This is a genomic window from Clostridium sp. C2-6-12, assembly GCF_009928485.1.
GTDB lineage: Bacteria > Bacillota > Clostridia > Clostridiales > Clostridiaceae > Clostridium.
The window spans coordinates 174,037-200,860 of record NZ_JAABNP010000005.1 but is presented as its reverse complement, the minus strand read 5'-3'; the positions used below and the strand labels follow the sequence as shown (position 1 = coordinate 200,860).

Annotated in this window: 21 protein-coding genes and 2 riboswitches; all 21 genes read right to left on the bottom strand. The window is 30.6% G+C overall.

Annotated features, from left to right (window positions below):
• Positions 1-239 precede the first annotated feature (239 nt).
• The gene (locus tag GXK56_RS06450) at positions 240-1,946 is read right to left on the bottom strand and encodes a GTP-binding protein (protein ID WP_160686367.1); all 1,707 of its coding nucleotides are present in this window, start codon (positions 1,944-1,946) and stop codon (positions 240-242) included.
• Between the two features lies 1 nt (position 1,947).
• Complete coding sequence (gene cysD, locus GXK56_RS06445; RefSeq protein WP_160686365.1) at positions 1,948-2,847, bottom strand: sulfate adenylyltransferase subunit CysD; 900 nt, start codon at positions 2,845-2,847, stop codon at positions 1,948-1,950.
• A gap of 42 nt (positions 2,848-2,889) precedes the next feature.
• The gene (locus tag GXK56_RS06440; protein ID WP_160686363.1) at positions 2,890-3,204 is read right to left on the bottom strand and encodes a ferredoxin family protein; all 315 of its coding nucleotides are present in this window, start codon (positions 3,202-3,204) and stop codon (positions 2,890-2,892) included.
• Positions 3,188-4,867: an adenylyl-sulfate reductase subunit alpha gene (locus GXK56_RS06435; RefSeq protein ID WP_160686361.1), complete on the bottom strand. Its 1,680-nt coding sequence runs from the start codon at positions 4,865-4,867 to the stop codon at positions 3,188-3,190. The genes GXK56_RS06440 and GXK56_RS06435 overlap by 17 nt, the downstream gene beginning before the upstream one ends.
• Before the next feature lie 178 nt (positions 4,868-5,045).
• Positions 5,046-6,107 carry an ABC transporter ATP-binding protein gene (locus GXK56_RS06430; protein WP_160686359.1) on the bottom strand — a complete coding sequence of 354 codons (1,062 nt, stop codon included), beginning with the start codon at positions 6,105-6,107 and terminating at the stop codon, positions 5,046-5,048.
• Positions 6,108-6,110: 3 nt separating this feature from the next.
• Positions 6,111-6,938 (bottom strand): sulfate ABC transporter permease subunit CysW, encoded by an 828-nt coding sequence (gene cysW, locus GXK56_RS06425; RefSeq protein WP_160686357.1) that lies wholly within the window; start codon positions 6,936-6,938, stop codon positions 6,111-6,113.
• A 13-nt stretch (positions 6,939-6,951) separates the two neighbouring features.
• The gene (gene cysT / locus GXK56_RS06420) at positions 6,952-7,776 is read right to left on the bottom strand and encodes a sulfate ABC transporter permease subunit CysT (RefSeq protein ID WP_160686355.1); all 825 of its coding nucleotides are present in this window, start codon (positions 7,774-7,776) and stop codon (positions 6,952-6,954) included.
• A 133-nt stretch (positions 7,777-7,909) separates the two neighbouring features.
• Positions 7,910-8,950, bottom strand: coding sequence for a sulfate ABC transporter substrate-binding protein (locus GXK56_RS06415; protein ID WP_160686353.1), 1,041 nt, complete (start codon positions 8,948-8,950; stop codon positions 7,910-7,912).
• 312 nt (positions 8,951-9,262) lie between these two features.
• Positions 9,263-10,474, bottom strand: a complete 1,212-nt coding sequence (locus GXK56_RS06410) for a hypothetical protein (RefSeq protein WP_160686351.1) — start codon at positions 10,472-10,474, stop codon at positions 9,263-9,265.
• 130 nt (positions 10,475-10,604) lie between these two features.
• Positions 10,605-11,357, bottom strand: coding sequence for an A24 family peptidase (locus GXK56_RS06405; protein WP_160686349.1), 753 nt, complete (start codon positions 11,355-11,357; stop codon positions 10,605-10,607).
• A 185-nt stretch (positions 11,358-11,542) separates the two neighbouring features.
• Positions 11,543-11,625: riboswitch (cyclic di-GMP riboswitch) on the bottom strand.
• Between the two features lie 86 nt (positions 11,626-11,711).
• Positions 11,712-12,743, bottom strand: coding sequence for a PilT/PilU family type 4a pilus ATPase (locus tag GXK56_RS06400; protein ID WP_160686347.1), 1,032 nt, complete (start codon positions 12,741-12,743; stop codon positions 11,712-11,714).
• A gap of 282 nt (positions 12,744-13,025) precedes the next feature.
• Positions 13,026-13,190 carry a FeoB-associated Cys-rich membrane protein gene (locus GXK56_RS06395; protein ID WP_160686345.1) on the bottom strand — a complete coding sequence of 55 codons (165 nt, stop codon included), beginning with the start codon at positions 13,188-13,190 and terminating at the stop codon, positions 13,026-13,028.
• A gap of 69 nt (positions 13,191-13,259) precedes the next feature.
• Positions 13,260-15,410: a ferrous iron transport protein B gene (feoB, locus tag GXK56_RS06390; RefSeq protein ID WP_160686343.1), complete on the bottom strand. Its 2,151-nt coding sequence runs from the start codon at positions 15,408-15,410 to the stop codon at positions 13,260-13,262.
• A 124-nt stretch (positions 15,411-15,534) separates the two neighbouring features.
• The gene (locus GXK56_RS06385; RefSeq protein ID WP_160686341.1) at positions 15,535-15,756 is read right to left on the bottom strand and encodes a ferrous iron transport protein A; all 222 of its coding nucleotides are present in this window, start codon (positions 15,754-15,756) and stop codon (positions 15,535-15,537) included.
• 17 nt (positions 15,757-15,773) lie between these two features.
• Entirely contained in the window at positions 15,774-15,983 is a 210-nt protein-coding gene (locus tag GXK56_RS06380) for a FeoA family protein (protein ID WP_160686339.1), read from the bottom strand.
• Positions 15,984-16,305: 322 nt separating this feature from the next.
• Complete coding sequence (locus GXK56_RS06375; protein ID WP_160686337.1) at positions 16,306-17,514, bottom strand: NADP-dependent isocitrate dehydrogenase; 1,209 nt, start codon at positions 17,512-17,514, stop codon at positions 16,306-16,308.
• Between the two features lie 156 nt (positions 17,515-17,670).
• Positions 17,671-18,756, bottom strand: a complete 1,086-nt coding sequence (locus tag GXK56_RS06370; RefSeq protein ID WP_160686335.1) for a glycosyl hydrolase family 18 protein — start codon at positions 18,754-18,756, stop codon at positions 17,671-17,673.
• Positions 18,757-18,777: 21 nt separating this feature from the next.
• Complete coding sequence (locus tag GXK56_RS06365) at positions 18,778-20,634, bottom strand: hypothetical protein (RefSeq protein ID WP_160686333.1); 1,857 nt, start codon at positions 20,632-20,634, stop codon at positions 18,778-18,780.
• A 7-nt stretch (positions 20,635-20,641) separates the two neighbouring features.
• Positions 20,642-22,447, bottom strand: a complete 1,806-nt coding sequence (locus GXK56_RS06360; protein WP_202127835.1) for a glycosyltransferase — start codon at positions 22,445-22,447, stop codon at positions 20,642-20,644.
• A gap of 69 nt (positions 22,448-22,516) precedes the next feature.
• A complete protein-coding gene (locus GXK56_RS06355; RefSeq protein WP_160686331.1) occupies positions 22,517-24,871 on the bottom strand; it encodes a polysaccharide deacetylase family protein in 2,355 nt (784 codons plus the stop codon).
• A gap of 201 nt (positions 24,872-25,072) precedes the next feature.
• Positions 25,073-25,155, bottom strand: a riboswitch (cyclic di-GMP riboswitch).
• A 402-nt stretch (positions 25,156-25,557) separates the two neighbouring features.
• On the bottom strand, positions 25,558-26,790 hold the full coding sequence (locus GXK56_RS06350; protein WP_160686329.1) for an ammonium transporter: 1,233 nt from the start codon (positions 26,788-26,790) through the stop codon (positions 25,558-25,560).
• Positions 26,791-26,824 lie beyond the last annotated feature (34 nt).

Sequence of the window (26,824 nt, the reverse complement as noted above, 5' to 3'; positions counted from 1 at the left end):
ATTACTTATTCACAATTCTATAATATATATTTTATCATATCTATATTATTTTAAAATAAATCTAAAACCCAAAACAGGAAGACATCAAATAAATCTATGTAATTTATTGACGTCTTCCAAATTTATTATTCTTTTATGGAATATGAAGTTTCAATCTTCCTAAAATAAAAACATTCCTATGATTTAAGAGAAAACCAGAAGCTTTTTCCTAAACTCAAAACTCCCCCCATAACTCCTAACTATATTATATATTCTTCAAAATTAGTGCTGCGGAAAACTATATTTCTATAAGTTTCAAACTTAGCCCATTTATTTAAGAATTCTCCTAAAGTTTTCTCATTAGTTTCTTTATATTCATTTAAAAATAATTTAACTTCATCATCTGAATTTACTTTTACTTCAAATCCTCTACCATTAATGATTGGTACTCCTTGATATTGATAATCCTCAATAGGTTTTATATTTACTATTTTCTTATCACGTACTTCAATTGCAGCCAAATCACGAAGAACCAATATATCAAAATTCTCTGGATATTCAAAGCTTTCACCTTTCACTGGAAGTTCATCACCTACAGTATAAGTTGGCTTTTCAGGTTTATATTTAAATATGGATAAGGTTTCTGTGTCATAATAAAATTCTTCAAAAATGTCTCCTCTTGCTTTTAATCCCTTATATTCAAAAGCAAATTTTACATTTTTAGCATCACTATTATTAACTTCTTCTATAACACCACAAGCTGAAGTCATATTAGTAATACGATCTATTAAAATAAGCTCTCCTAGAGTTTTATGAGCATCAAATTTATCTACTACAATCTTTTCAGACAGTAAAATATCACATGCTGCTATTTCATTTTTTGTTAAAACTTTGGCTTGCAGATGCTTTCCTGTGTTTACATCAATTTTATATTTTACATCTGTAACAACACCAGTTAACATCTTTGTTCCTACTTTTACAAAATACTCTTTTCCAGCTGTTAATTCTGAATCATCCATCCAAAGGATTTTTGTGCTAAAGGACTTACTAGTTTCAATGCTTGCCCCTTTTGTAATCACGCATCCTCTAGATACATCTACTTCCTTATTAAGTTGTATTGTTACAGCCTGTCCTTTTCCTGCACTTTGTGAGTCTTTATCTGTAATATGAATGCTTTTTACTAATGCCTTCTCATTGCTAGGAAGAGTTATGATTTCATCTCCTACAGAAACACTTCCAGCTTCAATTTCTCCTTGGAAGCCTCTAAAAGTATGATTTGGTCTACATACTCTTTGAACTGGCATATAAAAGCCTTCTTCTGATTTGCTATTTATATCTACATTTTCTAGATATGGTAAAAGTGCTTCTCCTTCATACCATGGTGTATTTTCTGATTTCTTTGTAACGTTATCCCCTTCTGTAGCTGACACCGGGATTATATAAACATTTTGTAATGAAAGTTCTTCTTCTAACTCTTTAATTTGTGACTCAATTTCTACGAATCTTTCATGGCTATATCCTACTAAATCCATTTTGTTTACTGCAAATACAAAGTTTTTTACACCCATTAAAGAACATATTCTTGCATGTCTTCTTGTTTGTACTAATACTCCCTGCTTTGCATCTAATAATATAATAGAAAGCTCTGCAAAAGATGCTCCAACAGCCATGTTTCTAGTATATTCTTCATGTCCTGGAGTATCTGCTACGATAAAGCTTCTATTATCAGTTGTGAAGTAACGATACGCAACATCAATTGTAATTCCTTGCTCACGCTCTGCCATTAAACCATCTAATAATAGAGAATAATCTATTGCTCCACCTCTACTTCCAACCTTGCTATCTAATTCTAAAGCTTTTTCTTGATCTGCGTATAAAAGCTTTGAATCATATAAAATATGTCCTATAAGAGTAGATTTCCCATCATCTACGCTTCCACATGTTATAAACTTTAATAAACTCTTCATCTTAGAAATACCCCTCTCTCTTTCTTCTTTCCATGCTACCTGCTGCTTCATTATCAATAACTCTAGTTGTTCTTTCAGATGATACAGCACTAAGGGTTTCTTCAATTATTGCATCTAAAGTAACTGCATCTGATTCAAAACCACCTGTTAACGGATAACAACCAAGGGTTCTAAATCTTATCTTTTTGTGTTCTACCTTCTCACCTGGTAATAGCTTCAATCTATCATCATCAACCATAATGATATTTCCATCACGTTCAATACATGGTCTTTCTTTGGCATAATATAATGGAACTATATCAATATTTTCACGCTTTATATACTGCCAAATATCACTTTCAGTCCAGTTTGAAATTGGAAATACTCTCATACTTTCGCCTTTATTAATTTTAGTATTATATAGTTTCCACATTTCTGGCCTTTGGTTTTTAGGATCCCATGCATGTGCCTCATTTCTAAAAGAAAAAATTCTTTCCTTTGCACGAGATTTTTCTTCATCACGACGTCCACCTCCAAAAGCTGCTGTAAAACCATATTTACTTAAACCTTGTTTTAGCGCTTGTGTCTTCATGATATCAGTATAAGCTGAACCATGATCAAAAGGATTAATTCCTTGCTTTACTCCATCTTCATTTGAATGAACAATCATTTCAATTCCTAATTTTTCAGCTGTTTTATCACGGAACTCTATCATTTCTTTAAACTTCCATGTAGTATCTATATGCATAAAAGGAAATGGCGGCTTTTCAGGATAAAATGCCTTCATTGCAAGGTGTAACATAACAGAACTATCTTTACCAATAGAATATAACATTACTGGTTTTTCACATTCTGCAGCTACCTCTCTAATAATATAAATTGCTTCTGCTTCTAATTTGTCAAGATGTGATAATTCACTCATGATTTTTCCCCCTGTTTTATTTATAATTTATTATGCTTAATGCTAATATTCATTAGAATTTTTCTTATTAACATCTATTATCTTTTTCTCTCCATCACTCTTTTCAATGATCCAAGACATGATATCCTTATTTTCTTTTACATAAAGTAAACTTCCTTTACCACCCATATCAGCACCTAAGTAATATTTTATTGCTTCTACTTTGCATTCTTTAACACAAGATGCACAGCCCCAGCAATCCTTTGGGTATTTGATAATGGCTTTATTATCTTTATCCATGGTTATTAAATTTCCTGGGCAAACATTTTTGCATTTTGTACAACCTACGCAGAGATTTTTATCAATTTTTATGCTCATATTTATCACCACCATTTACTAAATCTCTAAGGATTATTTTTACTTTACCATCTTCCAATTTAGAGTTAACATATTTTAACCATTTGTTATCATCTTTTTCTGGGTAATCTAAGTTTTCTCCAAAGCTATGCCATCTAGTTTCTTTTCTTGCTCTCAAGTGAGCTATAACAGCTTTACAAACTGTTAATCTCTCTTTTAATTCAAAGACTTTCATTAACTCATACATATCTTCAGCCTTTAAATTTTCACTTAAAGCTTCAAGGTTTTCTATTTTATCCTCAGCTAAGTTTAATTGTGTCTCATTATATTGATAATGACTTCCTATTCCACCTGCATAAGTATCCATAACTTTTTGCATAGCTTCTTCTAAGTCATCTATTCCAAATAAATCTTTCTCATTATTTAAGAACTTGTTAATATAATTAACTTTCTCTTTTATAACTTCTTCCTTAATCTCTTTATTTTCTTTTCCATCTATATAATTTAAAGCTGCTAAAGCTGCTATCTCACCTTCAACTAAAGCTCCAGTCACATACTTTTGTGGACATCCACCAGCTACATCTCCAGCTGCATAAAGGCCTTTAATGGTTGTCCCTCTATCAGTATCAACCCAGTATCCACTTGCTGTATGGCCTCCAACAATATATGGTTCAGTGCCTTCTATCTCAACATTTTCTTCACTTGGTCCCTTTCCATTTTCAATCCACTTTAAAGTTTGGCTTGGAGACATGTTAAGATATGCCTTCATTAAATCTTCATCTTGTTTTTCAGTTATTCCCTTAGTTTTTAAGTAACATGGACCTCTGCCTTCTAAAGTTTCTTTTACTGTTCCATAAACCCTTTGAGCTGTAGTATTTCCATATTTATATTGATATTCTTCACCTAAGGCATTTACTTGCTCAGCTCCAACTCCTTGAGCTAAAGTTCCTGTTGGTGATATTGTATCCTTACATCTTAAAGCTATAAATCTCATTTCGAAAGTTGTCATCTCTGCCCCTGCTCTTATACCCATAGCGAAACCTGCACCCGTATTAAATGGACTATACCACATTTTATGTCTTGAAAAACCTGGATTGTTAGGCTTATAAAGTCCTGCTGCTCCTCCAGTTGAACAAATTACTGCTTTTGCTTCAATTACATAAAATATATCCTCTTCAACTGATATTGCATATGCACCTATTATTTCATTTTCTTCTACTATATACTCAATGGCATTTACTCCATTTAAAACTTTAATGTTATCATGTTTGTAAACTTCATCTGCTAATATTGGCTTAATATTTTCTCCATTAATTTTTATATTTCTGTTACCTCTTGCTACATACTCTCCATTTTCGTCTTTTAATATTACGAGACCAAAGTCTTCAAGCCTCTTGGTAACCTTATTTAGATTTTCTGACATTGTTAAAAGCAAGTCTTCTCTAACTATTTCTTCTGCATCTTGTTTTGCATAATCAACATAATCCTGTGGTTTTCTTCCTTTCACAATGTACGCGTTAAGTGCATTAACACCAGCTGCTAAGCAGCCACTTCGCTTTATATTCGCTTTATCCAAAACTATAACACTCTTATTAGAATTTTCAGCTATGGTAATTGCCCCATAACATCCTGCTGTCCCACCACCAATGATTAAGACATCAGTTTGAAATTTTTCTATTTTCATGTCTTACCCTCCTCCAAAATTTTGCTTTTATTTTTTCATAGCTTACTCTAACTCTATTATTATCAAAAATTCATTTACGTCTCTCTATCTAAAAAACATCATAAATTCTTTTTTCAATCCCCTTTATTAATTTGTGCTTAATAATAACTCTGTACTCATTAATCCTGTTAAAATAATTCTAAATAAATACTGACATTTCTTGTGTTTTAATTTTGTTCTCTATTACCTTTGCATTCTTATCATTAAAAGCATATACCCTATGAATTAAAACTAGGACTTCTTCTCCAATTTTTAATGGTTCTTCTTCCAAGCTTCTATACCCACTTAATAACTGCTCTCCAACTTGAACATCTATTTCAATATTACTTCCTCTAAATGCAGTACCTTTAATAATTCCCTTTTCAGCTGCAAGTGGAGTTAATATTTCAGAATCATTTTTAGCCAATTGTATAAACTCAGGTCTAACTATAGCCTTTGTTTCTTTAGCATTATCTTCAAAGCCTTTTAGTTTAGTATAATCTTCAATAAGATTTGATTCTCCAATAAATTGTGCCACAAATGGTGTTTTAGGATTCTTATAAATTTCAACTGGAGTTCCTTTTTGTTCTATTTTCCCTTTGTTTGTTATTATTATTTCATCAGCTACTTCAACAGCTTCATCTTGATCATGGGTTACAAATATACTTGTAATTCCAAGCTTAGATATAGTTTCCCTAAGCCAGCTTCGAAGTTCTTTTCTCACCTTTGCATCTATTGCAGCAAAAGGTTCATCTAATAATAATAACTTAGGATTTGGTGCAAGAGCTCTTGCAAAAGCTACACGCTGCCTCTGTCCTCCAGATAATTGACCTGGATATCTTTTTTCAAGACCTTTAAGGCCAATAAGTTCTATTAGTTCCATAACTCTTTTGTGTATATCTTCTTTTTTAACTTTCTGTATTACAAGTCCAAATGCCACATTATCATAAACTGTCATATGCCTAAATAAAGCATAACTTTGAAACACAAATCCAATTCCTCTTTTTCCAGGTTCCACATCATTAACTTTTTCCCCATTTATAATAATGTCACCACTATCTGGAGTTTCAAGGCCAGCAATCATTCTAAGTATTGTAGTTTTACCACTTCCACTTGGACCTAATAGTCCAATTAATTTACCTTGTTCTATTTTGAAGTTAACATTATCAGATGCTTTATAATCTGCAAATGTTTTATTTACATTCTTCAGCTCAACATACATCTATTAGCCCTCCTTTTTACTTTTCCACTCTACAAAATTTCTTAATACAAGAATAATTACAGCAATAATAACTAAGATAGATGCTACTGCAAAAGCTGCTGCATATTGATAATCATTATAAAGAACCTCTACATGCAACGGCAAAGTGTTAGTCCTTCCTGCTATATGTCCAGAAACTACTGATACTGCTCCAAATTCACCCATAGCTCTTGCTGTGCAAAGTATTATTCCGTATATAAGTCCCCATTTAATGTTCGGAAGAGTTATTTTTCTAAAAATATAAAAACCACTTGCCCCCATCATTGCCGCTGCTTCTTCCTCATCCGTCCCTTGAGAGTTCATTAGTGGTATTATTTCTCTTGTTACAAATGGAAATGTTACAAACATGGTAGCTAAAACAATTCCTGAAGTTGTGAATATTATTCTTATATCATAACTTTTAAACAAATCTCCTAATATACTTCCTCTTCCAAAAGTTAATACAAGCAATAATCCAACCACTACTGGAGAAACCGCAAAAGGCAAGTCTATTAAAGTTCCAAGTAAATTTTTCCCCTTAAATTTAAACTTAGTCATTACCCATGCTGCGCATAATCCAAATAAAGTATTTAATAATACTGATACTATTGTTGCTATAAAAGTAAGCTTCATAGCTTTTAGTGTATAATTATCTGTCACTGCTTTAATATATACCTTAACTCCTTCAGACATAGCTCCTGAAATTATAGTTATTAGTGGCACTATTAACATTAATATTAAGAATAGAACACTTATAGTTATCAAAGTGTATTTAAAAATCTTGTTTTCTTTTTGAGTAACTTTGCTCTCCATCTTATCTCACCCCTTAAATAAGCTTAACTTTATTTACTCTCCATTGAATTACATTTATAGACAGTAATATTAAGAACGATATCAGTAACATTCCTAATGCTATTGCCGTAGCCCCATTATAATCATACTGTTCAAGCTTGGACATAATCAAAAGCGGCGCAATTTCCGTTTTCATAGGCATATTCCCTGCAATAAAAACCACACTTCCATATTCTCCAACACCTCTTGCAAATGCAAGGCCAAATCCTGCTAGTAATGGCGGAAGAATTTCCGGAAATATTACTTTAAAAAATATTCTTATTCTACTTGCTCCAAGCATTATTGCTGCCTCTTCATATTGATTATCTAAATCTTCCAAAACAGGCTGAACAGTTCGTACAACAAAAGGAATTCCTGCAAAAATAAGTGCAATTGTAATCCCAAATAATGAAAATGCTGACTTTATTCCTAGTGAGTATAAATACTGTCCTATTAGTCCATTTTCAGAATATAAACTTGTAAGAGAAATACCAGCAACAGCTGTTGGCAATGCAAATGGCAAATCAATTAAACCATCTAAAAACCTTTTAAAAGGAAAATCATATCTTACTAAAATCCAAGCAAGAATTATTCCAAATATGCTGTTTATTAATGCTGCAATCAATGCACATAAAAAACTGACCCAATACCCATGCAGAACTCTTTCTTGAAATATAATACTGAAAAATTTACCTACTCCAATTCCTGCTCCCTTCATAACTAAAGCAGATAAAGGAATTAACACAATAAGCCCCAAATACAAAAGACTAAAGCCCATGGTAATTCTAAATCCAGGAATTACTCTTTTGCTCTTCCCCATTTCAAACACTCCAATCTTAAAAATAATTTCTATTTATTCCTTTTTACTTATTACACATTATTTTTTCTGAATAATTCATAGAAAAGTCGCAGACTTTTCCCCATCAACCATAAATTATTAACTCATAACTGATTTACGGTTTGTATATTTGATCAAAAGTCCCACCATCAGCAAAATGAGTTGCCTGAGCCTTAGCCCATCCTCCAAATTCCTTATCTACTGTAACTAAGTTAATGTCTTGAAATTTACCTTTATACTCTTCAGCTACTTCCTTATCTCTAGGCCTATAGTAATTTTGTGCAGCAATTTCTTGACCTTCTTTGCTATATAAGTAATCTAAATAAGCCTTAGCTACCTCACGAGTACCCTTTCTATCTACTACATCATCAACAATAGCAACTGGTGGCTCAGCTAAAATGCTAAGTGAAGGTGTTATTATTTCAAACTCGTCTTTTCCGAGTTTATTAAGTGCTAAATATGCTTCGTTTTCCCAAGCTATAAGAACATCACCCATTTTTCTCTGTACAAAAGTTGTTGTTGCTGCTCTAGCACCCGAATCCAAAACTTTAACATTACTATATAATTTTGAAACAAAATCTTTTGCTGCTTCTTGATCCCCATTGTTTTTATGTGCAGCATAAGCCCATGCAGCCAGATAATTCCACCTAGCTCCTCCAGAAGTCTTTGGGTTTGGCGTAATTACAGACACATCACTTTTTATCAAATCATCCCAATCATTTATATTTTTAGGATTTCCCTTTCTAACAAGAAAAACAATTGTCGATGTATATGGTGCGCTATTTTCATTGAAATCACTTTGCCAATCTTTTTTTATGAGACCTGCTTTACTAATCTGATCAATATCATTTCCTAGAGCCAGTGTTACAATATCGGCATCTAAACCTTGACTAACAGATCTTGCCTGCGCTCCTGATCCCCCATGTGATTGATCTATAGCAACATCTTGTCCCGTTTTTTGTTTCCAATAATTCGCAAAACTTTCATTGAATTTGGAATAAAATTCTCTTGTAGGATCATAAGATACATTTAAAAGCTCTACTGGTTTAATACTTGCTGAAGCTTGACCGCTAGCTTCTTGCTTTCCACAACCTACTAAAATCATCATAATCATCGTTACTGAAAGCAATAAGCTTAAAACTCTAGATCTTTTCATAATACTAGCCCCTCTCTTATTTTCGCAAACAATCATATATGTTTAGTAGGTTTTTTACTTTAAAAATCTTTATATAATTTTTTTATTCTAACATGTAGTTCATTTTTACATTTACTGTTAGATGATTTTATAATTTCCTACTAATTTTATAAACTTTATATGAGTTATACTATAAGATATATTAGTAATTTTGTCAACATTAATTTAAAAACTCCACTAACCATAATTTTAGTGGAGTTTTAATAATTTTAGATTTAAAAAATCTAACTAATAATTCATTTGTAAAAATACTACATTCAGTTTGTTTTTAGATTAAAATAATTCTGGTTTTGCAATAATAGATGCATTCAACGAAAAATCTGCTTCGGCTCCATTTACAAAAGCTTTATTTAGAAATGGACCCATAATATTACCTTCAGGGATTTTGCACTGATACATTATTACCACTTTAGTTTCACTATTTATACCTGCTGGTAAACTAATAACATAATTATTGTACTCACTATTACTACTTTGCTTAGCATAACTAGCACCAATTATTTCAACTAGTTCATTGTTTATAATTTTATATATCTTTATAGGATTAGTAGCACTTGTTATATCAACTTTATTATTTACCTGTAATTTAATATCTGCATTGCTAGATGCTATATCACATCCAACAGCTACATTACCTATAACGCCCCTAATTAATTCTGCACTTCCTTGTATAACATCTAATTCACCACTATCAATCTTTTGATATAGTCCATGTTTTATACTTTGATTGATATTAATGTTAAATGGGGCTATACGATTAAATACTAGCTTATTCACTAAACTAGCATATGAAACAGCTCCTGGATATTTATTCTCTAATGGATTTTCTAATTCTATATCTCCAAATTTTAAACTTCCAATAACATTTGCTTTTATTGAAAATCTTACATTAGGAACCTTTTCCGGAATATAATCTCCATTATTTTGCAAAGTATAATTCACTGGAAATACTTGAGTTTCAAAACCATACCAGTTGTCAGATGACTTTTCAAGACCCGATATTACACTGAACTTTTCATTATTAACATGAAACTTAAGTTTAGTTGGAATTGAATAGGATGATGGTGGCTTCCCATTTGCTATTTGATTAAAAATATTTTGAATATCTCCTCCTATTTCACTCAAACTATTAACGTAGCTTAAGTCTAAAATAATTTTTTTATACGTTCCAATTGTTGGATTATCTACAGTAGAGTTCGTATATAACCCAGTAGTTTCCTTCCAAGAATTAGCAAAACCTGATGATATAATAACAACATACTTTTGACTATAATCATTTTTAAATTGTTTTACTGCTCCCTCCTCACCAACACTTATATGTGCAGCTGCATCTGGTAATGTTATACGAAGTTTATCACTTACTGGATACAAATTATTAGTTAATGGGATATTTTCAAAAACTTCATTTCTAGAATACGTTAATGCTCCATAACTAGCATTTTTAATTTTAGAATTTTTCAAGTTATTGTCTATAGCCTTTTTCACTTCATTTATCTTTTGAGGTTCATCTTTAAACGGTTGCCCATTTCCAGTCGTTTTAGATATATCTAATGCAAATACTATATTTTTAGCTATAGAATCTTGATTAAACTTTTGAGGTTTTATTTCATATTATTCACATTAATAAATTCCAATAACTGTTCAATATTTCAACACCCCATGTCATAGAAATCAAACTTCCTATTGCTATAAAAGGTCCAAATGCTATTTTTTCTTTTGCTTTCTTTAACTTTAAAATTAATATGATTACTCCTACTAGTCCACCAATTATTATTGCTAAAAATAAGCCTAATAAAATCCATTTAAGCCCCAAAAACAATCCACAAACAGACGCAATTTCAATATCGCCTTCTCCCATTCCCTTTGTCAAAAAAACTATTAAGCCAATTATTACAAAACCAGCGACACCACCCAAAAGTAAATCAATAGCCCCACTTTTATAAACAATAGCTTGAATTACTATAAAAATTACCGCCACAAGACCGCCAAAAATAGTTGTGCTTGTAAACACAAATTGAGTATCGTAATCAATCATTCCAATAACAATGAGAAGAGATGCTAAAATGCAATATTTCAAAGTAAGTATGGTTAATCCAAATTTAAAATATAATAATAAATACAAAATTCCATTGACTGCTTCAATAATTGGATATCTTGGCGAAATCTTTTTCTTACAATATCTACATCTTCCTCCTATAAATATATAACTAAGTATAGGAACAAGGTCTATTGGCTTTAAATTATGTTCACAATTTGTGCAATGAGATGGTGGAAATGCAATGGATTTTTCAATAGGAATTCTATAAATGCAAACATTTAAAAAACTTCCTATAACAACTCCTAAAATAAATATTAATACATACTCCAAAAAGCCACCTTCTTACTACAAAAATTAATTTTCTATTTAATACTTATATGTAATTATTTACCATATATTATTAAGTATATTTCATATTTTTAAATATTTCAAACACTTCTTTATATGGATTTTAAATTATTATAATATCGACATGCTTATCAGTTCTATTTTCGCACAAAAAACCGACCTATAAATACATTAAAGGTCGATTGCACTACTAACTCATCATATATAAAGTGCCCACGTAAATATATGAATCATCTTTTCCAATATAAAATATATTCTTTATAACGTAAGTCCAAATTACTATACTTCTATACTGACATTTATGTAAATATCAGCATATATATAATCTTATTTTCCTTATTTGTTATTTACTATCCATTTATCATATTCTTGTCTTGATATTATATTATCAGTGATTAATCTTTTTAAATCCATATCCATGGTCTGCATTCCAAATTTAGATCCCATTTGAATGAAACTATCTATTTGTTCAAAGTTCCCTTCTCTAATCAGATTTTTTATACTTGGTGTGCATACCATTATTTCCATAGCTGCTGTTCTTCCTACTCCCGATGCATTAGGTAATAAAGTTTGAGATACAACACCCCTAAGTAATGAGGATAATTGAATTTTTACTTCATTTTGATGTCCTGCTTCAAATGAATTTATAATTCTATATATACTGTTAGCAGCCCCCATATTATGAAGAGTAGAAAAAACTAAATGTCCTGTTTGAGCTGCTCTTAAAGCTATTTCTATGGTTTCAGGATCTCGCATCTCCCCTAACAAAATAACGTCTGGATCTTGCCTAAGAGCCGCTCTGAGTCCCATGGCATAACTTTTAGTATCTTGCCCAATTTCTCTTTGGTTTATCATGCATTTATTAGTTTCATATATATATTCAATAGGTTCCTCTAGTGTTATTATATGTTTTTCTTTAGTCTTGTTTATTTCATTTATCATAGCTGCAAGTGTTGTACTTTTACCTGAACCTGTTGGTCCTGTTACTAAAACTAAGCCATCTTTTAATTCTGTAAAGTCCTTCAAAGCCGGAGCTGTTGATATGTCGCTAAGTTTTGGTATCTTTTCCTTTATAATTCTCATACATATAGCATAACTTTCCCTGCACTTAAAAGCATTTACTCTGAAATTACAAATTCCTTTTCTATTATACTTAAAATCTATTTCCCCATTTTTCTCGAAATCTTCAAACTTCTCTGGCATTAAATCTTCAATGTATTCCGCTACAATTTCATGTGGTATAATCTCATTTTTAGCAATTATTAGCTTACCATCAATCCTAACCATCGGAGCTAGCCCCGAAGTTATGTGAATATCTGACACCCTTTCTATATCCATACCATCTAATAAGTTATCTATTTTAGCCATAATACCTCTCCTACTTTCTAAAGTATATTTATTTCAAAATACATTCTACTTAGAAAAAAGTCAAGATTAACAAATAATGTTTTCTCTCCATGATTAAATATAAAACCTCTCTTTGTTCCTCTAAATCAGGCACAACTAAATTATTGGCAAATCTATTAATAATATTTGATCATAAAATAAAACATTTTCTTCTATTAAAAAACTCATTAAAGATCATTTTTTAATCTTTAATGAGCCTACTATTTACATTTAGATTTTAATAAATACCATATAGTTTAAGACTTATTTCTTTTGAATCTTTATTCCATGGCATGCATTAGCTGAAGAGCATCCAGAGCAACCACAGCCACAACCACTTTCTCCATTTTTAGCTTTCTTTATTTGTTTTCCTACAACAAAAGCCATGAAACCAAATATAATTACAGATAATATAATTGTTGCTATCATTAATATCACTCCTTAAGTCTTAATCATTAATTTAGATAACTATTTATAATAATTTCTATCTACTACAAATTATTTTGTATAACTTAATTTAGCATTAGATAGTCTTCCTTTTGCTTCATTTCTACCAGTTGATATAACTATAACTACTGAAGCCACAGCTATAAGTACTGACAATATTGCTCCAACTAAACTTCCAGTGCCTAAGATATAATTACCTACTTGATTTATAACAAGTGCTACTATATAAGCTGTAGCTGTTTGGAATCCTAAAGTAATAAATGTCCACTTCCAATTTCCCATTTCACGTCTTATGGCACTAATTGCTGCAAAGCAAGGAGCACAAAGTAAGTTAAATGCCATAAATGCAAATCCACTTGCAGCAGTGTACATTACACCTACATTACTAATTAATGCTGCATCAGTTTCAGACGCATCTGCAATTCCAAATAAAACGCCAAGTGTTCCAACTAAATTTTCTTTTGCCACAAGTCCAGTTACTGTTGCAACTGCTGATTGCCAATTTCCAAAACCAAGTGGTGCAAAAATAGGTGCTATTATATTTCCAAGACTAGCAAGTATACTATTATCTGCATCTACCATTTCAAATGACCAGTTAAATGATTGTAAAAACCATACTGCTGCACAAGAAACTAAAATTATTGTTGCTGCTTTTTTCATAAATGCAGTTACTCTATCCCACATATGCATCAATACACCTTTTGCAGCAGGAGCATGATATTGAGGAAGTTCCATAACAAATGGTGATGGATCACCAGCAAATAACTTTGTTTTCTTAAGTACAATACCAGAAATAACTATCATTATTATACCTAAGAAATAAGCTGAAGGCGCAACCCATGTTGCATCATTAAAAAACGCTGATGCTATTAATGCTATTACAGGCAGCTTTGCACTACAAGGAATAAATGTTGTTACCATTATAGTCATTTTTCTATCTCTTTCATTTTCCATTGTACGAGTTGACATAATTCCTGGTACACCGCACCCTGAACTAATAAGCATCGGAATAAATGATTTACCTGAAAGTCCAAATTTACGGAAAATTCTATCCATTATAAACGCTACACGAGCCATGTAACCACAATCTTCAAGTATAGCTAAGAACAAGAACAACAGTGCTATTTGTGGTATAAATCCAAGTACTGTTCCAACTCCACTTATTATTCCACTTGTTATTAATCCTTGTAACCAATCTGCTACATTGGCACCTGCCATCCACTCTGTTAGATTACCTTGAATTATTTCGCCAAACAATGTATCATTTATCCAATCTGTTCCTATTGTACCTATTGTTATTGCTATGTAATAAACAACATACATAATTGCTACAAAAATAGGAAGCGCCAAGAAACGATTAGTAACAATCTTATCTATTTTGTCAGATGTTGTTTCTTTTCCTTTATTGACCTTTTTAATAGCATATGAAACAACTTCTCCTATAAATGAATATCTATCACCTGTAACAATACTTTCACTATCATCATCAAGTTCTTCCTCATATTTTTGTGTTATTATTTCAATTTCATCTAATACATTTTTTGAAATTTTTAGTTTTTCTATAATGTTTTCGTCTCTTTCAAAAAGCTTAACAGCAAGCCAACGTTTTTCTATTCCATCAATTGAAATGTTTTTACTTATTACTTCTTCTATTTTTTCAAATGCTTCCTTAGCTTCTTCTGAGTAAGGCAAAATAAATTTAGGCTTGTTTTTTGCTTTAGCTGCTTCAATAGCTTTTTCTGCTGCTGCTTTAACACCATTGCCTTTAAGTGCAGATGTAGTTACAACAGGGCATCCAAGACTTTTAGATAATTTATTAATATCAATCTTATCCCCATTTTTCTCAACAATATCCATCATGTTAAGAGCTACAACTGTTGGAATTCCCATTTCTAATATTTGAGTAGTTAAATATAAGTTTCTTTCTATATTAGAAGCATCAACTATATTTATAAGAGCATCCGGCTCATCATTTAACATAAAATTACGAGTTACTACTTCTTCAAGTGTATATGGCGACAAAGAATAAACTCCTGGTAAATCTACAATTTCAACTTCTTTGTTACCTCTTAATTTTCCACCTTTTTTTTCAACCGTTACTCCAGGCCAATTTCCTACATATTGAGATGAACCTGTAAGTTCATTAAACATAGTTGTTTTACCGCAGTTAGGATTTCCTGCAAGTCCTATTTTAATTGACATTTTCCTTCCCCCTTGCTTAATCAGTTAACACTTAATAGTTAACAATAAATCTGCCTTATTAATACTTTCTAATAAATTTTCACTCTAATGATTTTAATACACATTCTCATTTAATATCTATAAATTATTCAACAACAATCATTTCAGCATCGGCTTTACGAAGTGATAATTCATATCCACGCACTGTCACTTCTATTGGATCTCCAAGTGGTGCCACTTTACGTACATATACTTCACATCCTCTTGTAATTCCCATATCCATAATACGTCTACGAACAGCTCCAATTCCATCAACTTTTTTCACTCTAACAGTTTGTCCGCATTTTATTTCTTTTAAAGAACTCATAAGTAATATCATCCTCTCTATACTATTATTCTGCTTGCCATGCTTTTGTCTAAAGCAACTCTACTATCCTTAACATTTATTATAAGGTTTCCGCCAAGTTCAGAAATAATTTTAACAGTTTCTCCTACTACAAACCCTAAACTATTCAAAAATCTTCTTGTTTCATCATTTCCAGTTATCCTTTTAATATTCATTTCATTTCCTTTATCAGCTAATATTAATGGCATATATATCACCTTCCAATTGATAATGATTTTTAATAATAATTCCATAACTAATCTTACCACTTTTACTTGCAGTTGAAAATGACTTTCATTAATATTTTTGCAAATATATATATATATAATTGATATCGTTTTATTTTTAATAATTTATCATTTATTTATGTTTTTAATAAGTGTTTTTATTAATTTGCTAATCACTCTAAATTTATCATCTATAAAATAAGCAAAATAAAAAGCTTCGTGCATATTTACTAAATTAAGTAAATATATACAAAGCTTTTTATAAGGAATTATGAATCAAATTACAATTATTTATATTTTTATATTAAAGCATTTCTTCTAAAGTTTTTCTTATTGCCTTTATAAAATCAAATGTATTTAAAGTTTGGATATTATTATGCTCTGCAATCAATGCTAAATCCTTAGTCATAATTCCATCTTCAATTGTCTTTATTGAAGCTTTTTCTAACTTATCAGCAAATTCAACTAATGCAGCATTACTATCTAATTCTCCTCTTTTTCTTAGAGCACCAGACCATGCAAATATTGTTGCAATTGAATTTGTTGATGTTTCTTCGCCTTTTAAATGCTTATAATAATGTTGTTGAACAGTACCATGAGCAGCTTCATATTCATAGTTTCCTTCTGGCGAAACTAATACCGAGGTCATCATTGCAAGTGATCCAAAAGCGGTAGCAACCATATCACTCATTACATCTCCATCATAGTTTTTACAAGCCCAGATCATTCCGCCTTCTGATTTAACAACTCTTGCTACAACATCATCTATTAATGTATAGAAATATTCAATTCCTGCTTCTTCAAACTTAGTCTTATATTCAGCATCAAAAATTTCTTGGAATATATCCTTAAATGTATGATCGTATTTTTTTGAAATTGTATCTTTAGTTGCAAACCATAAATCTTGCTTAGTATCTAAAGCAAAGTTAAAACAACTTTTTGCAAAACTTTCTATAGAGTTATTAAGATTATGCATTCCCATAGCAATGCCATCTCCAGCAAAATTATGTACTAGTTCTCTTTTTTCTTCTCCATTTTCAGATGTAAATACAAGTTCACACTTACCTTTTCCTTCTATTTTCATTTCAACATTTTTATATATATCTCCATAAGCATGTCTTGCTATAGTTATAGGCTTTTTCCATGTTCTAACATATGGTTTTACTGGCTCTACTATAATCGGAGCTCTAAATACAGTCCCATCCAAGATTGCTCTAATAGTTCCATTAGGACTTTTCCACATTTCTTTTAAATCGTATTCTTTCATTCTTGCGCCATTAGGTGTTATAGTTGCACACTTTACACCTACTTTATACTTCTTTATAGCCTCTGCTGAATCAATAGTAACCTGATCATTAGTTTCATTTCTATATTCCAATCCAAGATCATAATATTCTGTGTTTAATTCAATAAAAGGATTTAATAACTCCTCTTTTATTGCGCCCCAAATAATTCTAGTCATTTCATCTCCATCCATTTCAACTAATGGAGTAGACATTTTAATTTTTTCCATACTTATTGCCTCCTATATTGCTTATATTTACTTTGATTTTCTCTAAATAATTATACAGTATTGCCAGCTTTTTATCAATTATAATGGTCATTTAACAACAAATTGATAAAAAAGCTGGCAATTCACTTAACAATTATTTTTTATCTTTCATAAATTTTATATAGAATTTATATATTTTATAAACTCCTCATCATTTCCACCTAAACGCCATATTGAAATATTATAATAACCATTTTTGTTACCAGTCTCCGTCCAAATTTTAAAGGTTTCTGCATCTGAATACCAAACAGTATGTTGAACCTTTTTATCATCATAGTATTTAAAATATAAAGCCCCACTATTTTCATCCCTTTGCGGTTTTGCCTTGTATTTTTCTAATAATTTAGCTGCATCTGAACCTGTTAGCGAAATAGTTTTCTGACCTGAAGACCAGTCATAGCCTCCTGTAGAAAAAGCAAGATGCTTCTTTCCTGGAATTTTATCCATTATCTTGGCTACTTTATCAATTAAATTCTTATCTGCTTTAGGTCCTGGTCCAGTACTTCCGTCATACAAATTATATACCATCATCACATACTCAGGTCCTTTAGGAAATTGAACTGTTCCAAATAGCTCTTTAGGCTCAAGAACTATTCTTAGCTTTATCCCTTTTTCATTTAATCTTTCATATAAACTTTTACAAAAGCTAACAAATTGATTTAGTGTTTCTTGATTAATTTTCTCATAATCAATCTCTACTCCATCATAATTTCCATCCTCAGCTAATTTAACTATATTATCAATATGATTCTTTTGGCTTTCCTCAGTTTTAAGCAAGTTTTTTGTTAGATTATTATCCTTTAAAATAGAACTTCCATCACTATTTACTTGATCGTTAACAATAGATAAATACATTTGAATATTATTTTTTTTGCATTTATTTTTTACTTCATTCAATATCGCCTTATTTTCATCTGGAATAAATAGTGTGTTATCTTTATTGAAATATGCTGCAAAATTTTCTATTGAATTAATGTTTGTACTAATTTTATCTAATTCTTTTAATGAATTTTCTTTATCCCAGTATGGAAGCCAAACTGAAACTTCCTTTGAATCTTGTGATTTCACATTTGAATTGGTTACTTCAAGGCTGTTTGCTTTTATCTGGTTAAACATTTCTACACTTAAAATACTTATAACAATAATTATAATAAAAAAAGTCACTGACAAAATTTGTTTTTTCGTTATATAATTAGTTTTCATTTATACTCTCCTGTAAATCTTCTAAAAATTCTCAATAAACCAATCAATTACACTGTTAAATTTTTCTTTTATTTCTTCATAAATCTTTTGGAATCCATTAAGTCTATTATCATATAGTGCTACTACTTTCCCATTATTATTGCTAATTTGATTAATACATAAATCATTAAATACTCCATCATAAACATCATCTTTTGAATTTTTTTCACTTCTCATTGATTTTAAACAAATAGATCCTTCTTTATTATTATCTTCACTTAAAGCTAAGATTCCAGTTGCTCCTACCCCATCTACAGAAACATTTAACTTATTGCCTGAAATTACAATTTCCAAATTTCTTTTTCCAATCTGACCAATTCCAATTTTGGGAACATACTCTTTTCCACCCTCATCTACTGATGGCGCCGCCAAAGTAATTTTATCTTTTCCAGGCAAGTCTATCTTAACTTTTCTTTCTTTCTCTCTTTCAACTTTAATTTTTGCTAATTCTGATTCTAATTTTATCTGCTCAACAGATTGAACATCTTTCTTTAATAATTCTCCCAAATCACATTTTGCAAGATTCATCTCATCCTTACCAGCAGTTTTTTCATTGACATATAATACATTGTCTTTAACACTCACATTAACATAAGTATCTTTTTCTTCATTATATCGCAAATAAATGGATTGTACACCAATAATATTTCCTTCAATTGATGTAGAAAGTTTAAAATCTTTAAAATTTTCACTATTTTTAAGTTTCATCGCTCCTTCTACTGATGGTGGCGAAGTTAAAATAATTTTGCTCTTATTAAATTCTGCCACACCACTAGAAACTGTCCACTTTTCAGCACGATTTTCATCCCCCACAACAAATTTCATTTCGTTTTGAGTATCATCTTCTACACGCATCAGTAAATGATTTGCATACCAGTATGGTTGTGCCTGCAATCTTGATAAATTAAATAGATCTGAGCCTTTCTTGTTAAAGCTATGTCCTTCTCTATTGAAATGAAGTTCAAATAACTTTTTAATTTCTCTATTATTTACCGATTCTACTAATGGATTGGTTTCACCATTATTTAATCCATTTGCATGCATAATCATATATGCTCTAGGAACATATCCAAGTTTATTAGTATAAATCTCTCTCATTTGGTCATAATCCCAAGTAATTCTTTTGTCCATTTGATCTTTTGTTTCAACAGTTACTTTGTCTTTATCTTTAATAAAATCCATAAGATAGTGATTATAATCATCATCAATATATTTTGCTGCAATGTTATATTGATCTTGATTTAAAACGTCTAAAAAATGTCCATATCTATCAAATACATTAATATAATAAAATCTATATCCATTAGTCCCCAGCTCCCAATACGTACTTTCTTCTAATTTCTTTAAATCTTCTGGTTGAAGAAATTTAAAATCTCCTTCTGCAAATTTTCCTGCATATGTAAACATGGAGGCTTTATAATTAAGAGCTTCCAAAATAGGATCTGAAAACAATGCCGAATCTACTCTGCCATCTTCAAATGAAAGAAACATAGCTCTTTCTGGTAATTTCTTTCCAGAATTACAATAGTCTAATATCTCCTGCTGGTCTATTGTAACGTATCCTGAATCTTTTAATGCTTTTAAATGCTCTTTTAGCATGTCATCATCAATTAAGGTAGTCTTTTGAGTCCTATCTACTCCAAAATAAGATATAGCTATAAACCCGTTATCATATATTTTTTTGCTTTCCTCTTCTGGTTTATAAGTATTTATATTAAATAGAACTTTTATTAAGACCGTTAATATAGCTCCTAGTATAACTATTTGAAATATGGTACGAAAAACCTTTTTTCTGTCCTTTTTATTATCAAACCATCCTTTTATATCTAATTTTGACATAAGTTTTTTACACCTTTCTAAATTTCATTCTCTCTCTTTTCCGCTTTTCTTTTCTCTCCATTTCTTCAATGTCTTGAGGAGTCATTCTAGTTCCCCATGTTGATTTCCAAAATGTCACCCATGCTATTGGCATCTGCCAAAGTAGTACTCCTTCATAAAACAAACAGAAAAATAATCCATATATCCATAAGGTACTTTTCATAAAAAACATATCTGCAAAACTCATCATTAATGACATCAACAATAATCCCATAACAAAGGTTTTAGGAAAAATTCCATGAGCTATTGGAACATACATTAAGTTATAAACAACAACTACTGGAGCAGCAATTGGCACAATAAGTCCCATATAAAAAAATAAGGACATAAAAGGCTCTTTCTTCCAAATAAATTTACCAGCTATTAAAGATTCTCTAAGCCACGAACGTTTCCACCTCATTTGTTGCTTTATAAATTGCTTGTAAACAGAAGGAACTATTGTATAACAAACTGCAGTATCCTGATAACCCGTTCTGTGTGTTTTCATAATAAAGTTCGTCATACTTCTGTCATCTCCAAAAGTTGCTGGCTGTCCTAAAAATTTTTGATTAAGCCATGCTTCTTTATTTTTTAACACTAAATCTTTTCTATAACATGATATAGGTCCTGAAAGGCAGGTTACGCTGTCAAAAAAAGCTTCTGCTGCTTTTAAAATACGAAAAGCAATATAATATCTAACTGCCTGCATTTTAGTTAGTGAATTTGTATACTTATTTTCAACATCTGTTCTCCCAGTCACGCCACCCATTCTTTTATCTTGAAAGGGCTGAACTAAATTTTTAATAGCATTTGGCTCTAAAAAACTATCTGAATCTACGAAAACTACCATTTCATTTTTTGCAAGTTCTGTTCCCCATGCTAGTGCTTCTCTCTTACCTTTATTTTGACTTTGAACAACATATCTAACTCTTTCTCTTGTTTTAAATCGCTCACCTTCCTTATATAAGCTTTCAATAGTTTGTCTTATTTTCTTCACTGAATTATCATTAGAACAATCATCTACTACAATAACTTCAAGCTTATCAACTGGATAATCCTGATTAATACAACTTTTTATTGTTCTATCTATCCATTCTTCTTCATTAAAACATGGGATGATTATAGAAACACTTGGTGTATACTCAGGATTAATTGGAACAGGTTTATATAATGCACCAAACAAATACCTTGAAAGCAGAAAGGTTGCTGTCATAATACTATAAGCATATAAAATTTTATTATATTTGAAATACACAAAACTTTCTGCTCTCATAATCATAATAACTAATACAATAAAAAACATGATTAAACTTGATATTCCTATTGAAGTTATTCCTCTTCTCTTTTTTGTATAATTAACCAAATCCTCATTAAACTTAATTCCTATTAATTGTTCATGTTCCTCATTAGCAGGAACAATTCTAACTACTTCCCCCTTTAACTTTACTCTGGATTCAAATCCTTCTGGCATAGTTCCAGGTATAATTTTAAATTTTAATTTAACAGCATCTCCAACTTTGAATTCATTTCCATTGGTATTTCCCTCTAGAAGCATTCCAGTTGTTGAAATGTCTTTTGATTCAAATTGAAATTCTTCTTTGTTACCTCCTTTTCTTTGAGTAAGTTTCACACTATATTCTGCAATATATCTTTGCCCAACAACCATGTTCATTTTTTCATTTTCTTCTGAAACATTATGACCACGTCTATCTGTATGCTTTCTGATATTTTCCGGATCTATAACATTTGAAAGCAAACGTCTTTCACTTTTTTTAATCGGTAAAATTTCCTTCACGTTATTCTATCCTTCCTTATATTATCCATCTGAAATTGAAATAAAATATAATTTCTTGTTATATTATTGTTAATTTATATAATCTGAAAGTTTAACAAATGTAAATCCTTTTCTCCTTAACCCTTCAATTATTTCTGGTAAGACCTCAAATCCCTGTGCATCATCCAACATATGTAATATTATAATGCTTCCACTTTTTGAATTGGTTAATACATCATTGATAACCTGTTCTTTTGTCAACTTAGGATCCCAGTCATGTGTGCTCATATCTGCTAAAATAATATTCTCATATCCTACCGCTTTTAATTGCTTAAGAGATTCATCACTTATTTCTAGCTGAGGTGGTCTAAAAAACATTTGAGGTTTCCTTTGTATTGCATAAGTTAACGCTTGATGTCCAATAACTAAATCATTTTGTAGCGTAGATGCATTTGACTTGTTAATAACAAGATGTGAATATGTATGACTAGCTACATCATGTCCACCTTCTGATATTGCTTTCGCCAAGTTAGGATTATTTACCACTCCGTTACTTCTTATAAAAAATGTTGCTTTAACATTATATCTATCTAAATTATTTAATATGCTCGTTACTGTTTTATCTGTGCCCCAATCGTCAAAGGTAAGAGCTACAACTTTCCCCATGTTTTCTCTTACTTCATTAAGATTAGATATACTCCTAGGCAATGTATCAGGCAGATTACCATTTCTTTTTATTAAATCATACCCTGAAATTTCTTCTAGACTTAAGCGTTTATACTGACTATTATATAATTTATCTATTGTAGTAAAATCATATCCTATATCTTTAATAATGTTTGCAATCATAGGTATCGCTTTTATAACTTCAGGATTAGTATCTGCATTAAGAAGTATGATCTCACCTCTTCTAACTTCCTTTTTTACATAATTCGCTATATCTTCTGCACTTTTCATATTCTTATCTAAAGGATTTTTGCTGTATGTAACAAGTTCATTTCCTGTGTTAGCTACTGCTATACAAAAATCTTTATTATATTTTCCAAATCTAGGTCTTACGTATTTAGTCGTAATACCCAACTTATCTTTAATTATTTTGCTTGATTCTCCAATTTCTCTACATGCTTTTTGATATTCAACATTCCCCATCGAGCTTCCATTCAAGGTATTATTTTCAATTTCATGTCCTCTTTTTAATATTTCTAATGCTAATTCTGGATCTTTTTCAACACTAGAACCTGGTAGAAAAAATGTTGCTTTAATTCTATTTGCATCTAAAGCATCTAATATACCATGTACCATTTCCTTACTTCCTAATCCGTCAAAAGTTAATGCTACATTTTTTGAAGTTGTATATGCATAAGAGAAAACTCTTCCAGATCCTTTTGTTGGACTTTTGTAAAGTTCTCCGTAATCTATATTTTCAATTTTCGAGTTGTTTTTAGCTACTTCTTTTTTAACAGTTTTTTCAGATTTCTCAGTATTTGCTTCTTTTTTCTCTTTAGTAATCTTATTTAGTGTTTCAATTTTATAATTATTTACTGTTTTAGCATATTCAAGTTTTTTTCCTTTGCTAATATCATTATCTTCTTCTTCTTGATCTGTATCTAAATCATTAATCCCATCTTCAGTACCATCATTGTATAAAAGATTGCTTTTATTTGCTAAATGTTGAATCGAAAAAAGTTTATAATTTTTTTCTGAGATTTCTTTAAACAATAAATTCATTCCAGTCAAAGTATCACTTTCATTATCTAAATTAATTGAAAGTATATTCCCAGGTTTTAGTCCACTTGCATATTTTTTAGCCAGATCTGCTGTTGCTATTTTGTTGCAATTAACTTTTATAAAATCTGGCACAGCAATTGATAAATTACAGTTTGCTGCCACTTGAAGTACCTGATCTGAATATTTTGAATTAGGGCATCTAAAATACTGAGGCGTTATTCCAACTTTACTTTGCAGAACTTCATTTGCTTTTGAGAATTCTTTCATCATTCCATTAATAGTCATTTCCTCAAAATTCTTTCGTTGAGTTAATGTATAATTTCCAATAGTATGTCCTCTTTTAACAATTTCTACTGCTATATCTGGTTCTTCTGCAATTCTGCTTGTAGGTAAAAAAAACATTGCCTTTATTTTATATTCATCTAATAAATTTAAAACCTTCTCCATATTAGATTTATCAGCCATTCCATTTATAGTTATTCCTATCATATTTTTAGGTCCAGAAATTTTTGACACAACTTTTGCTTTGTTATCAGTCAATTTAACTTCTTCTTTTTCACTTTCTTTTTCCATATTTTCAATTATATTAGCAACATTTTTATTACTTATAGTTTCCAATTTATACTTATATACAAAGAAAATTATTATACCCAAAAGTAATATTGATGCCGTAATTAGCAGAATACTCTTCTTGTATTTCCCAATTATTTCTTTCATAAAATTCCCCTTCCATTATTATATTTCACACAACTTATATGATATTTTTTTATTGACTCCAATGATTAATTCTAACACTCACCTCTGACAAATCTCTGACAAAATTTATATAAATATTAATATTTTTCAATAATCCTCATTCCTTAGTCCGTGGTTTTATTACTCTAAATCATAAAATAAAAAACCAACAATTATTACTATTAATTGTTGGTCGGTTGCACTACTAGCTCCAAATTTTCCAAGTGCCCAGATACAGAAAATTCTTCTTCGCATACAAACTATTATAATTCTTGTAAAAAATAATCCAATAAATATTTCTTAGAGGCACAAATTAAGCGAATAATATTTCTTGTCAGATTATTTTTAATATTTTTTATCTATTTCATTATTATTTTTAGCATAAATTTGAGAACAAGTCAATTTTTTTCATTTTTATTTTGTGTTTTTCTATACATATATTTTTCCTAATCCAAACATTTTTTATATAGTACTTTTCACAAAACCCTATAATTAGATTTTATTCATCCTTATTGCTAAGAAGATCATTAAAGTCTATATAAAAAATATTTTTGGTATGTTGTGAATATAAAATTTCAATAATCATTTAATTATTAATAAAGCAAAAAACATCTGATTCAAATTTAACATAAGAATCAGACATTTTCTAATAATACTTTATTCAATTGTTATCTATTAAATCCAGAATAAGCTTCTTCTCCATGTAAAGCTAAATCTAATCCCTCTGCTTCTTCTTTTGACGTAGCTCTTATATTCATAACATAACTCATAAGTTTAATTATTATGAATGTTACAGTAGCTGCATATAATGCAGTTGCACCTGTTGATATTAAATGTGCTTTTAGGAGAGCAAAGTTACCATATATTAATCCGTCTGCACCTGCTGGATTAATTGCTTTCGATGCAAATATAGCTGTTGAAATAGATCCCCATATTCCAGCTACACCATGACATCCAAAAGCATCTAAAGTATCATCATAGCCTAATTTCCTCTTTAATACTGATATAGCAAAAAAACTTAATACTCCACCAACTAGTCCCATAAATGCTGCTGACATAGGACTTACAAAACCTGCTCCTTGAGTTATTGCAACTAAACCTGCTATTGCTCCACTGACTATACCAAGAGCTGTAGGCTTTTTGTATATTATCCATTCACATGCTAACCATCCAACTGCTCCAGCAGCTGCTGAAGTATTTGTTGTAACAAACGCATTAACAGCCACATAATTCATAGAAAGTGCGCTTCCTGCATTAAATCCAAACCATCCAAACCACAATATTCCTCCCCCAAGGATTGCCATAGGTATGTGATGAGGTTCTGGCGTAGTTTTTTTTCTTTTACCAATAACAATTGCTGCAACTAGACCAGAAATACCTGAATTTATTTCTACTGGATGTCCACCTGCAAAGTCAAGTACACCTAAATTCTTTAACCATCCATTTGTTGCCCACACCCAGTGAGTAATAGGATCATAAACTAAGGTACTCCATAAAAGAGCGAATAATATAAATGCTGGAAATGTCATACGTTCTGCAACTGACCCTGAAATAACAGCTACAGTAATTGCTGAAAACATTAATTGAAATATTACAAATTCCAAATGTGGTATTGTTCCTGCATAGTCAGCATTAGGTGCCATTCCTATGTTATTTAAAAAACTCCAATCTAATCCTCCGATTACTCCTTTAGCATCTGGACCAAAAGCTAGTGAATAGCCTATGAAAATCCATTGCAAGGATATAATAACAAGAGCTGCATAATTTTGAACTGTAATACTTAACACATTCTTACTTCTTACCATACCACCATAAAATAAAGCTAGTCCTGGTACCATGAGCATTACTAAAGCCGCACTAATAATTACAAAGCCCATATCTGCGCCGTTTAATAAATCCATTTTTATTCCCCCTTGAATAATTGTTACTTAGTTT

What these genes read in the sequence shown, in the direction of transcription:
- GXK56_RS06430 (WP_160686359.1), bottom strand. Translation starts at nt 6,107, where the DNA reads ATGTATGTTGAGCTGAAGAATGTAAATAAAACATTTGCAGATTATAAA.
- GXK56_RS06450 (WP_160686367.1), bottom strand. Translation starts at nt 1,946, where the DNA reads ATGAAGAGTTTATTAAAGTTTATAACATGTGGAAGCGTAGATGATGGG.
- cysD (WP_160686365.1), bottom strand. Translation starts at nt 2,847, where the DNA reads ATGAGTGAATTATCACATCTTGACAAATTAGAAGCAGAAGCAATTTAT.
- GXK56_RS06350 (WP_160686329.1), bottom strand. Translation starts at nt 26,790, where the DNA reads ATGGATTTATTAAACGGCGCAGATATGGGCTTTGTAATTATTAGTGCG.
- GXK56_RS06365 (WP_160686333.1), bottom strand. Translation starts at nt 20,634, where the DNA reads ATGTCAAAATTAGATATAAAAGGATGGTTTGATAATAAAAAGGACAGA.
- cysT (WP_160686355.1), bottom strand. Translation starts at nt 7,776, where the DNA reads ATGGGGAAGAGCAAAAGAGTAATTCCTGGATTTAGAATTACCATGGGC.
- GXK56_RS06355 (WP_160686331.1), bottom strand. Translation starts at nt 24,871, where the DNA reads ATGAAAGAAATAATTGGGAAATACAAGAAGAGTATTCTGCTAATTACG.
- GXK56_RS06415 (WP_160686353.1), bottom strand. Translation starts at nt 8,950, where the DNA reads ATGAAAAGATCTAGAGTTTTAAGCTTATTGCTTTCAGTAACGATGATT.
- GXK56_RS06375 (WP_160686337.1), bottom strand. Translation starts at nt 17,514, where the DNA reads ATGGAAAAAATTAAAATGTCTACTCCATTAGTTGAAATGGATGGAGAT.
- GXK56_RS06400 (WP_160686347.1), bottom strand. Translation starts at nt 12,743, where the DNA reads ATGGCTAAAATAGATAACTTATTAGATGGTATGGATATAGAAAGGGTG.
- cysW (WP_160686357.1), bottom strand. Translation starts at nt 6,938, where the DNA reads ATGGAGAGCAAAGTTACTCAAAAAGAAAACAAGATTTTTAAATACACT.
- feoB (WP_160686343.1), bottom strand. Translation starts at nt 15,410, where the DNA reads ATGTCAATTAAAATAGGACTTGCAGGAAATCCTAACTGCGGTAAAACA.
- GXK56_RS06370 (WP_160686335.1), bottom strand. Translation starts at nt 18,756, where the DNA reads ATGAAAACTAATTATATAACGAAAAAACAAATTTTGTCAGTGACTTTT.
- GXK56_RS06395 (WP_160686345.1), bottom strand. Translation starts at nt 13,190, where the DNA reads ATGATAGCAACAATTATATTATCTGTAATTATATTTGGTTTCATGGCT.
- GXK56_RS06385 (WP_160686341.1), bottom strand. Translation starts at nt 15,756, where the DNA reads ATGAGTTCTTTAAAAGAAATAAAATGCGGACAAACTGTTAGAGTGAAA.
- GXK56_RS06380 (WP_160686339.1), bottom strand. Translation starts at nt 15,983, where the DNA reads ATGCCATTAATATTAGCTGATAAAGGAAATGAAATGAATATTAAAAGG.
- GXK56_RS06440 (WP_160686363.1), bottom strand. Translation starts at nt 3,204, where the DNA reads ATGAGCATAAAAATTGATAAAAATCTCTGCGTAGGTTGTACAAAATGC.
- GXK56_RS06435 (WP_160686361.1), bottom strand. Translation starts at nt 4,867, where the DNA reads ATGAAAATAGAAAAATTTCAAACTGATGTCTTAATCATTGGTGGTGGG.